Origin of the sequence: Curtobacterium sp. A7_M15, assembly GCF_030705415.1 — a bacterium.
In the GTDB taxonomy this organism is placed as follows: Bacteria; Actinomycetota; Actinomycetes; order Actinomycetales; family Microbacteriaceae; genus Curtobacterium.
This window is the reverse complement of sequence record NZ_JAUZED010000036.1, coordinates 20,704-30,706: the sequence shown is the minus strand read 5'-3', so window position 1 is coordinate 30,706 and position 10,003 is coordinate 20,704. Positions and strand designations below refer to the sequence as shown.

Sequence of the window (10,003 nt, the reverse complement as noted above, 5' to 3'; positions counted from 1 at the left end):
GGCGCCGGCTCGGCCGGCGGCGCCCGCGCGCCCCGGCGGAGTAGTCTCCGCGCCATGGACACGGTGGTCGACTGGCTCCTCGACTCGGACCCGGCCCTGCGGTGGCAGGTGGAGCGGGACCTCGTCGGCGCACCGGCGTCGACCTGGCAGGCCACGCGCGCCCGGGTCGCGACCGAGGGCTTCGGCGCGGCGCTCCTCGCCCGCCAGGACCCCGACGGGCAGTGGGCCGGTGGCGCGTACTTCCCCGCCGGACCCGAGCCCGAGGGGCCCGGCCAGCCGTACACCGCGACGACGTGGTCGCTGAACGCCCTGCGCGAGTGGGGTCTCGACGCGGCGGTCCTCGGCGACACCGCCGCGCGCCTCGACGCGAACAGCCGGTGGGAGTACGACGACCTGCCGTACTGGGGCGGCGAGGTCGACTGCTGCATCAACGCCTTCACCCTCGCGAACGGCGTGTGGCTCGGTGCCGACGTCGACGGGCTCACCGACTGGATGCTCGAGCACCAGCAACCGGACGGTGGATGGAACTGCGAGTGGGTCGAGGGCGCCACGGTGTCCTCGTTCCACTCCACCCTCAACGTGCTGGACGGCCTGCTCGAGCACGAGCGACTGACCGGCGGACGGCATCCGCGCGCAGCCGAGCTCCGCGACGCCCGCCACCGTGGAGCGGAGTACCTGCTCGAGCGACGGCTGCTGCACCGGAAGTCCGACGGCGAGCTCGTCGGCCCCTGGGCCACGGAGTTCGCGTACCCGTTCCGCTGGAAGTACGCCGTGCTCCGCGCGACCGACCACCTCCGGGCTGCGGCGCTCCGGGACGAGGCTGCACCGGACCCCCGAGCCGCGGAGGCGATCGGGGTGATCCGCGGCGCACGTGGTACCGACGGACGCTGGCTGCAGGGCGAGCGCCCGCCGGGTCGGCAGTGGTTCGAGGTGGACGTCCCGGCCGGCGAACCGTCCCGCTGGCTCACGCTCGTGGGCACGCGCGTGCTGCGGTGGTGGGACGGGGCCTGAGACCCGGACCCATCGGCACGGATCGGCCGTGTCCAGCGATGGGCCGTAGGGTTGCGGCCGTGCCGGAGGACCTGACGAGCAGCGGCGACACCGCGCCCGACGAGGACGCGACGATCAGCGAGGTCGCTGCCACGCGCGCGACGCTCCTGTCCGTCCTGCCGCTGACGACGGCGTGGGCGGGCTCGATCGCCGTCGTCGCCGTCCCGGTCCTCTGGACGCTCGTGGGCATGGTCGTCGAGCAGTCGCTCACCGGGCTGCCCTTCCTCGTCATGATGATCCCTGTGCTCGCCTTCGGGGTGGTGGGCGCGTTCGTCTTCGGCCTCGTTGCCGGAGCCATCGCCGGGCTGCCCGACTGGTTCCTGCGCCGTCGACCACCGACCGTCATCGGGGCCGTCACGGCGGTCGTGGTCCTGACCGCGATCGTGACCGGGACGTTCGCTGCCGCACCGCTGCTCGGTCCGGTGTTCTCGGCGCTGCTGCCGTTGCCCGACTGGGTCGGACTCGCGGTCGTCGCGGCAGCGACGGCCACCGGCACGATCGTCGTCGTCTCGAGACAGCGGAGGCGTACCGGCTGACGGCTCGACGGCCGTGTCCTGTTGCGCGATCGAGACCGACAGGCCGCCCGGACCGTGCAAGCCTGTTGCTCACTGATGACGTCGGGGACGGAGCGAGTCGTTGAGCGAGTGGTGGGGTGGAGCACGGTCGCCGTCATCGTGGCAGTGACGGTGCTGTGGTTGGTCCTGGTCCAGGTGACCAGCTGCTCCGATGCCGCTCCCGGCGAGGGCACGAGCTCCTGCGAGACCGGGCCCGTGCTCGGGGTCGCCGGAACGTGGATCGCTGGGGCCACCGGGGCCGCCACCGTCGCCGTCGCGGTCTGGCAGATCGTCCGGGCCACACGGCCCGCGAAGCCGGTCGACGGCTGAGCCCGATCGACTCGCTCGGGTGCTGCTGTGGTGGGACGGAGCCCGGCCCGCCTGACCTCGCTCCGTGCGAGGCACGCGGCCTACGCCCGGCGCCGCACCCGCGGGTCCACGAACGCGTACACGACGTCGACGATCACGTTCGCGGTGACGATGAGCAGCGCCGAGAACAGCGTGAACCCGACGACGACCTGCAGGTCGAGCGTGTGCACCGCGTCGATGAGCAGCGCCCCGAGCCCCTGCATCGAGAAGACCTTCTCGGTGATGACGGCACCGCCGAGCAGCGACCCGAGGTCGAGCCCGAACAGCGTCACCACGGGCAGGATCGCCGTCCGCAGCCCGTGCCGCACGACGACCTGACGCTCGCGGAGGCCCTTCGCACGGGCCGTCCGGACGAAGTCCTGCGACATCGACTCGAGCATCTCGCCCCGGGTCAGCCGGGCGTAGATCGCCGCACTGATGAACGCGAGGACGCACCACGGCAGCACAAGGTGCGTGAACCAGCCGACCGGATCGTCCCCGAAGGCGACGTAGCCGCTGGTGGGCAGGACGCCGAGGACGAACCCGAACAGCAGGATCGCCAGCAGCCCGACGAGGTACGACGGAGCGGACACCCCGGCGACCGCGATCGTCATCACCGTGCGGTCGACGTAGGTCCCTCGTCGCAGTGCCGACAGCGCCCCGCCGGTCACCCCGGCGACGAGCCAGAGCACGGCGGCCCCCACGGCGATCGACGCCGTGACGGGCAGACGCGTGAGGATGAGGTTCGTGACGCTGTCGTGGAGCTGGAACGAGTACCCGAAGCAGGGCGCCGCGCAGTGGATGACCGAGGCACCCGAGCCGAACGTCCGCCCGGTGAAGATGCCCGCGAGGTAGGCCCCGAACTGTGCGATCCAGGGCTTGTCGGTCCCGAGGAAGGCCTGCACCTCGCGGAGCCGGTCGGGCGTGCAGGGCTTGTCGCAGATCGCCCGCGCCGGGTTCGTCGGCAGCAGCATGAACAGGGCGTACGTGATCGCGGCCACGACGAGCAGGACCACCGCCGCGCCGAGCACGCGGACGGCGATGAAGCGGAAGGTGCTCACCGGTTGCTCCTCCGCGGGTCGAGGGCGTCGCGCAGGGCGTCACCGAGCACGTTGAACGCCAGGGTGATCAGGAACAGCGCCAGGCCGGGGAACAGCAGGTACATCGGGTCGGTCTGCACCCAGCCGATCGCGTCGCCGATGCTCCGGCCCCACGAGGGTGTCGGCGGGGTGACGCCGACGGCGAGGAACGACAGCGCGGCCTCGGCACCGATCATCGACGGGATGGAGATCGTGGCGTACACGGTGATCGTCGCGGCGAGGTTCGGCAGGAGCTGCGTCCGGATGACGTGCCAGCGGCCGGCGCCCATCGCGGTCGAGGCGACGACGTAGTTCCGGGTGACGAGGGACAGCGTCTGCCCGCGCACGACACGGGCGACGGACGGCCACCCGAAGAAGCCGATGACGAGGACGACCAGCACGGGCTTCGGGAACGACGTCGGCACGATCGCGGTCAGGGCGATCATGAAGACGAGCGACGGGAAGCCGAAGATGACGTCGACCACGCGCGAGAGCACGCGGTCGTACCAGCCACCGAAGAAGCCGGTGGTCACGCCGACGAGCACGCCGATGACGATCGAGACGATCGTCGCAGCGATGCCGATGCCCAGCGAGGTGCGGGCGCCGTAGGTCACGATCGCGAACAGGTCCCGCCCGGTCAGCGGCTCGACCCCGAACCAGTGCTCGCCGCTGATCCCTCCGCCGATGCCGCGGGGGGCGCCGAACGAGTTGAGCGCATCGATGTGGTACCCGTAGGGGTCCTGGCCGGTCACCGCGGCGATGAGCGGTGCCGCGAGCGCGACCACGACGAACACCACGATGACGACCGCGGAGGCGACGGCCCAACGGTCCTGACGCACCCGGCGGACGACGGCGCGGAAGCCGGTGCTCCGGTTCGCGGCTGCCGCGACCGGACGGTCGACAACGTTGGCGGTCACGAGGCCACCCCTTCCCACGCACGCCAGGCCTCGCGGCGGGCCGCCTGTCGCACCGGGTCGGCGACGGGCGCCGCCGCGAGGAGCATGCGCGTGTAGTCCTGCTGCGGGTCGTCGAGCACGGCGTCCGTCGTGCCGCGTTCGACCACGCGACCGTCGTGCAGCACGACCACCTCGTCGGCGAGCTGCCGCACGACGGCGAGGTCGTGGCTGATGAGGAGCATGCCGAACCCGAAGTCCTGCTGCAGCACCGCGAGCAGGTCGAGGACGGCGGCCTGCACGGTGACGTCCAGCGCCGAGGTGGGTTCGTCGGCGATCACGAGGGCCGGCCGGAGTGCGAGGGCCCGGGCGACCGCGACGCGCTGCCGCTGTCCGCCGGAGAGCTGGTGCGGGAAGCGCTCGGCCCACGACGGGTCGAGCTGCACCGCCACGAGCAGCTCGCGGACCCGCTCGGCGCGGTCCGCCGCCGAGGCGGCCCCGTGCACGAGGAGCGGCTCGGCGATGCTCCAGCCGATGGTCTGTCGCGGGTTGAGCGACGACGCCGGGTCCTGGAAGACGATGCCCACCCGGCTGCGGAGCTCGCGCAGCCGCGCACCGCGAGCGGTGCGGAGGTCGCTGCCGTCCACCTCGACGGACCCGGCGACGACCGGCACGAGGCCGGCGAGCGCACGCCCGATGGTGGACTTGCCGGACCCCGACTCCCCCACGAGTCCGAGGGTCTCGCCCGCGCGGAGTCCGAGGCTGATGCCGGACACGGTCGGTTCACCGCGGCGCGCGTACCGCACCGAGACGTCGCGCCGCTGCGCGACGAGGGGCCGGGAGGCGCGGCTCGTCTCCGTCCCGCCGGCCGGCGCGGTGGACGCACCCGCCTCACCGTCCGCACCGTGCGGCGCGGAGGTGGGTCGCGCCTCTCCCCGCGGACTCGGCCGTCCCGCCGCTCCGCTGGCTCCGCGGCGCGCCGGAACCGGCCCGAGGGGGCCCAGGGCCGGTACCGCCGCGAGGAGGGTGCGCGTGTACTCGGCGGTCGGGTGTGCGAAGACCTCGGCCACGGTCCCGTGCTCGACCGGGTCGCCCCGACGCATCACGAGCACCTCGTCGGCGACGTCCGCCACCACACCCATGTCGTGCGTGATGAGCAGCACGGCGAGGTCGCGCTCGCGACCGAGTGTCCGGAGCAGGTCGAGGATGCCCGCCTGCACGGTGACGTCCAGGGCGGTGGTCGGTTCATCGGCGATGAGGGCGACCGGGTCACCGGCGAGCGCCATCGCGATCATCGCACGCTGGAGCTGGCCGCCGGAGAGCTCGTGCGGGTACGCCTTCCGGATGTGCCCCGGGTCGGAGAGCCCGGCCGAACGGAGGAGCTCGTCGGTCCTCGCGGACACACCGCGGCGGTCGAGGTCGGTCGGGTGCGCCGTGATCGCCTCGGCGATCTGCGTCCCGATCGGGAGCACGGGCGTGAAGGAGTTCATCGGCTCCTGGAACACGACGCCGATGCCGGCGCCGCGGACCGCCCGGAGATCGTCGTCGGAGGCCCCGACGAGCTCGGCGCCCCGGTAGCGGATGCTGCCGGTGACGCGGGCCTCCGGCGGGAGCAGACCGAGCACGCTCATCGCGCTGACGGACTTGCCCGACCCGGATTCGCCGACCAAGGCGAGGACGCGGCCGGGCGTGAGGGTGAAGGAGACGTCACGGACGACGGGCTCCGCGTCGCCGAACGCGACGCGGAGCCCCTCGACCTCGAGCAGCGGTGCGCTCACTTGGCGAGCGAGACCTTGAGGTAGTTCGGGTACGCCGGGAAGTCCGCGATCTGGAAGTTCTGCACGTTCGAACCGGCCAGGAAGGACTGCTTCGCGTAGGTCAGCGGCACGATCGGGGCGTCGGCCATGATCTTCTTGTCCGCCTCGGCCCACAGCTTCTGGGCGTCCTGCTGGTCCGTGGTGCCCGTCGCCTCCTTGATGAGGGCGTCGACCTCGGGGTTGCTGTACTTCGAGACGTTGTACCCGCCCCCGCCGATCTGCGACGAGTCGTACAGCGGCTGGATGTTGGCGTTCGCGCTCGGGAAGTCCGGCTGCCAGCTGAACATCGCGAGGTCGAAGTCGTCGCCGTCCGTCGTCGCCGTGTAGAACGAGTCCGCGTCGAGCGGCTTGAGCGTCACGGTGATGCCCGCCCGCTTCAGGCCGGCCTGGATCGCCTGCGCCTCGGCCAGGTTCGCCGAGTCGTTCTGCGTGACCAGGGTCAGCTTCAGGTCCGAGACACCCGCTTCCTGCAGGAGCTTCTTCGCCTTGGCCACGTCACCGGTGGCGCCGGGCTCGTACAGGTCGTACTGCTGGCGTCCCGCGATGCCGGGAGTGATGAGCGTCGTCGCGTAGGAGCCGGCGAGGGCACCACCTGCGGCGATCCGGTACGACTTCTTGTCGACGGCGTACTGCAGCGCCTGCCGGACCTTGAGCTCCTTGAGCGAGCCCTTCTGCGTGTTGATCGCGACGTAGTTGATCGGACCAGCCTTCGAGGTGGCGAGGCGGTCCTGCGCCGAGGGGTTCGAGCGGACCTGGTTCAGCTCGGCCGCACCGAGGTACGTCGCGCCGAAGGAGTCCTTGGCGTCGCCGTTGTCAGCGATGAGCGTCTGGGTGACGGTCGACGGGTCCTGGCTCTCCTTGAACACGACCTTCGACGGGCCGGCCGTGCGGACGTCGTCGGTCTTCGCGCTCCACTCCTTGTTCCGCACGAGGGTGATCTGCGAGCCCTGCGTGTTCGACTGCACCTCGTAGGGGCCGGAGGCGACCGGCTTCGCGTCGTAGGCTCCGGTGTCGGTGCCGTCGCCCTCGGGGACCGGAGCGAACGCGGGCATCGACACGATCCACGGCCAGTCGCCGTACGCGGCGTTGAGCTTGAAGACGATCGTCGAGTCGTCCGGGGTCTCGATGCTGTCGAGGGTCTTGCCGTCGAACGGACCCTTGTAGCTGTCACCGCCGACGAGGAGCGACTTGTGGTAGCTCAGACCACCGGTGAGCGTCGGCGCGAACGAGCGCTCGATGCCCCACTTGATGTCCTTCGTGGTGATCTCGGTGCCGTCCTGGAACTTCAGCCCCTTCTTGAGGTGGTAGGTCCAGGTCTTGCCGCCGTCGCTCGAGTCGCCGGTGTTCGTCGCGAGGTCGGGGACGACCTTGGCCGTCTTGCCGGGCTCCACGTCCCACGCGGTGAGACGACGCAGGACGAGGCCGAGCGTCGTGATGTTGAGGTTCTGGCTCGTCGCCGGGTCGAGGTGCACCGCGGTGGCCGTCGTGAGGATGTTGAGCGTGCCGCCCTTGGCCGTGCCGCTCGTCGCGTCGTCCGAGGCGCCTCCGCCCGAGCAGCCGGTGAGGACCAGGGCTGCGGCTGCGGCGACCGCCGCGGTGATGGTCAGGCGCTTCGGGCGTCTCATGACGGGGGTGCTCCTCGTGGGGAAGGTGGTGTCGGACGACCGTGGGGTGGTCGTCGGGGTGTCCCGGGTCGGGCCACCGGGCGTCGTCCATCCTGACATCCGGCGGGGCGCCCGTCCGAATCTCGCGTGCGCTGGACGACGCACGACGTAACGGTGCAAGTCCGCCCGGGCGCGACGGCATTCCCGATGCGCGGTTCCGGGCGTCACGGGCGTCACGTGGCGTCATCGGGTCCAGTGGTACTCGTACTCCGGCCGCCCCGGACCGCTGTACCGGACGTCCTTGTGCGCCTGGCCGGCGTCGACGAGGTGTTCCAGGTACCGACGTGCGGTGACCCGCGACGTGCCGGTGACCGACGCGGCCTCGGTGGCGGAGACCCCGCCGTCGGCCTGCACCAGCACGTCGCGGACGGCCTGCAGCGTCTCGCGCGCGATGCCCTTGGCGAGCTCCGGCTGCCCCGTCGGACGGAGCGAACCGAGGCTCTGGTCGATGTCCGCCTGGGTCAGGGTGCGTCGGTCGTCGAACCCGCGGCGGAACTCGCGGTACGTGGTGAGCCGATCGGCGAAGGTCCGGTAGCTGAACGGCTTCACGAGGTACTGCACGACCCCGAGGGCGATGGCGCTCCGGACACCGCGCGCGTCGTGCGCCGCCGTGACCGCGATCACGTCCACCGTGGACCCGGCAGCGCGGAGCGCGCGGACCAGCTGCAGACCGTGGGCGTCCGGCAGGTTGAAGTCGAGCAGCACGAGATCCGGCGCGTGTGCGGCGACCGCGGCGAGGGTCTCCCGCCCGTCCCCGGCCGTCGCCACGACGACGAACCCGTCCAGTCGATGGACGTAGGCGGTGTGCGCTTCGGCGGTGAGGGGCTCGTCCTCGACGATGAGGACACGGATCGCTTCGGTCACACGTGGGCTCCGCGCGTCTCGAGCTCGACCGTGAACGTGGTGCCGTCGGGTCCGGTGTCGACGCCGACCGAGCCGCCGGTGCGGGCGACCGTCGACCGCACCAGGTACAGCCCGAGGCCGCGCCCCTCGGGACCGGCCGTCTTCGTCGACCACCCGCGGCGGTAGGCGGACTCGACGTCGACGATCCCGGACCCGTTGTCCGAGACGACCACGCGGATCCTGCCGTCGGTGCTCTCGACGGTCACCCGGACGAGCGGGAGCCGCACCGTGTCCCGCTCGCCGCCGCCGCCGGGCCCGCGTGCCTCGGTGACGGCGTCGACGGCGTTGTCGACGAGGTTGCCGAGCACGGTCACCACGTCCCGCTGGTCGACCGGCACGTGGTCGGCGAGGCGCGCGGTGTCGACGACGAGGTCGACGCCGTGCTCGCGGGCTTGGGCCTGCTTGCCGCGGAGCAGGGCGACGACCACCTCGCGCGGGGATCCGGTCGTACCCGCGGAGCCCGGGTCCCCGGCCCTCGGAGCCGCCGCCTCGGCGTCCGCGACCTCGGTCGCCCGGGACCCGACGGCGGTCGGGTCCGCTGCCCGGTCGATCTCGTCCGACGCGAACCGGATCGCTTCGTCCACCCGGCCGAGCTCCATCAGCGCCACCACGGCGTGCATGCGGTTCGCGAACTCGTGGGTCTGCGACCGGAGCGCGTCGGTGAGGGTCCGTGTCGCCGCGAGCTCCCCCGACAGGTGCAGCAGTTCGGTCTGGTCGCGGATCGTCGTCACCGTGCCGAGCGGCTTCGTCGACGTCCGTGCGAACGCCAGCTCCTGGTTGACGATCAGGACCCGGTCGGCCGTCTCGTGCACTTCGTCCACCGCCCGGTCACCCGATCGGAGCAGCGCTCGCAGCCCCTCGGGGACGTCGAGCACGTCGACGGGGATCGGCTCCTGGTGGTCGGCAGGTGCAGACAGGTGCAGCAGTTCGGCGGCGCGGTCGTTGTGCAGGACCACGGCGCCGGTCCGGTCCACCACCACGAGGCCCTCGTGCACGGAGTGCAGCACACCCGAGTACGACGCGAACACCCGGGCGAGCTCCTCGGGTCCGCGTCCCGCCGTGACGCGGTCGAGGTAGCGGCTGAGCAGCCACGTGAAGAGCGCCGACACCGCCACGATCGCGGCGGCCAGCCCGACGACCCCGACCAGTCGCGGGACGAGTGCGTCCGAGATGTTCGCGACCGTCACCCCCGCGGCGACGAGGCCGACGACCCGTCCGTCGTCATCGGTGATCGGCGTCACTGCGCGCACCGACGGCCCGAGGGTGCCGGCGTAGGTCTCCGAGAATGTCCTCCCGGCCAGGGCCGGAGCCGTCGTGCCGAGGAACGGTCGGCCGATCTCGGACCGGTCGGGATGCGTGAACCGGGTGCGGTCGGGCGCCATGATCGTGATGAAGTCCGTGTGCGTCCTGCGCATCAGGTCGAGCGCGTACGGCTCGAGTTCGCGGGACGGGTCCGGACCGGTCACCTGGTCGACGACGAACGGGTTGCGGGCCACGGAGACCGCCACGGCGGTGGACTTCTCGGCCGCGGTGGACTCGAGGTCTGCCCGCGCCGACCGCCAGCTCCAGAGTCCGCCGACCGCGACGCCGACGACGACGAACAGGAGCTGCAGCGCGAAGAGCCGTCTGGCGATGCTCCATCGTCTCGGTGCCACTGGTCGACCCTCCTCGCGTCGTTGCGGGAGCACCATTCTG

The 10,003-nt window shown here is 72.0% G+C and carries 9 protein-coding genes; 3 read left to right on the top strand and 6 right to left on the bottom strand.

The genetic code is table 11. The annotated features are described in order from the left end of the window. Positions 1 to 54 precede the first annotated feature (54 nt). From Q7F20_RS08765 to Q7F20_RS08755, 3 genes are all read left to right on the top strand, one after another. Positions 55 to 1,011, top strand: a complete 957-nt coding sequence (locus Q7F20_RS08765; RefSeq protein ID WP_305739727.1) for a squalene cyclase — start codon at positions 55 to 57, stop codon at positions 1,009 to 1,011. Positions 1,012 to 1,070: 59 nt separating this feature from the next. Then, on the top strand, positions 1,071 to 1,586 hold the full coding sequence (locus Q7F20_RS08760; protein WP_305739726.1) for a hypothetical protein: 516 nt from the start codon (positions 1,071 to 1,073) through the stop codon (positions 1,584 to 1,586). Between the two features lie 111 nt (positions 1,587 to 1,697). Continuing rightward, complete coding sequence (locus Q7F20_RS08755) at positions 1,698 to 1,934, top strand: hypothetical protein (protein ID WP_305739725.1); 237 nt, start codon at positions 1,698 to 1,700, stop codon at positions 1,932 to 1,934. An 80-nt stretch (positions 1,935 to 2,014) separates the two neighbouring features. On the opposite strand, the gene Q7F20_RS08750 is transcribed toward Q7F20_RS08755, so the two are convergent. The 6 genes from Q7F20_RS08750 to Q7F20_RS08725 all read right to left on the bottom strand — a co-directional run bounded on the left by Q7F20_RS08750 (position 2,015) and on the right by Q7F20_RS08725 (position 9,963). Continuing rightward, a complete protein-coding gene (locus Q7F20_RS08750; RefSeq protein ID WP_305739724.1) occupies positions 2,015 to 3,013 on the bottom strand; it encodes an ABC transporter permease in 999 nt (332 codons plus the stop codon). Beyond that, positions 3,010 to 3,948, bottom strand: coding sequence for an ABC transporter permease (locus tag Q7F20_RS08745; protein WP_305739723.1), 939 nt, complete (start codon positions 3,946 to 3,948; stop codon positions 3,010 to 3,012). Before Q7F20_RS08745 ends, Q7F20_RS08750 begins: the two co-directional genes overlap by 4 nt. Beyond that, positions 3,945 to 5,702 carry a dipeptide ABC transporter ATP-binding protein gene (locus Q7F20_RS08740; RefSeq protein WP_305739722.1) on the bottom strand — a complete coding sequence of 586 codons (1,758 nt, stop codon included), beginning with the start codon at positions 5,700 to 5,702 and terminating at the stop codon, positions 3,945 to 3,947. The genes Q7F20_RS08745 and Q7F20_RS08740 overlap by 4 nt, the downstream gene beginning before the upstream one ends. Continuing rightward, positions 5,699 to 7,366, bottom strand: a complete 1,668-nt coding sequence (locus tag Q7F20_RS08735; protein WP_305739721.1) for an ABC transporter substrate-binding protein — start codon at positions 7,364 to 7,366, stop codon at positions 5,699 to 5,701. Before Q7F20_RS08735 ends, Q7F20_RS08740 begins: the two co-directional genes overlap by 4 nt. Positions 7,367 to 7,588: 222 nt before the next feature. Next, positions 7,589 to 8,269 (bottom strand): response regulator, encoded by a 681-nt coding sequence (locus tag Q7F20_RS08730; RefSeq protein ID WP_305739720.1) that lies wholly within the window; start codon positions 8,267 to 8,269, stop codon positions 7,589 to 7,591. Beyond that, positions 8,266 to 9,963, bottom strand: a complete 1,698-nt coding sequence (locus Q7F20_RS08725) for an ATP-binding protein (protein WP_305739719.1) — start codon at positions 9,961 to 9,963, stop codon at positions 8,266 to 8,268. Before Q7F20_RS08725 ends, Q7F20_RS08730 begins: the two co-directional genes overlap by 4 nt. Positions 9,964 to 10,003 lie beyond the last annotated feature (40 nt).

Excerpts from the sequence above, each read along its gene's own strand:
- Q7F20_RS08765 (WP_305739727.1), top strand. The coding sequence starts at position 55 with ATGGACACGGTGGTCGACTGGCTCCTCGACTCGGACCCGGCCCTGCGG.
- Q7F20_RS08735 (WP_305739721.1), bottom strand. The coding sequence starts at position 7,366 with ATGAGACGCCCGAAGCGCCTGACCATCACCGCGGCGGTCGCCGCAGCC.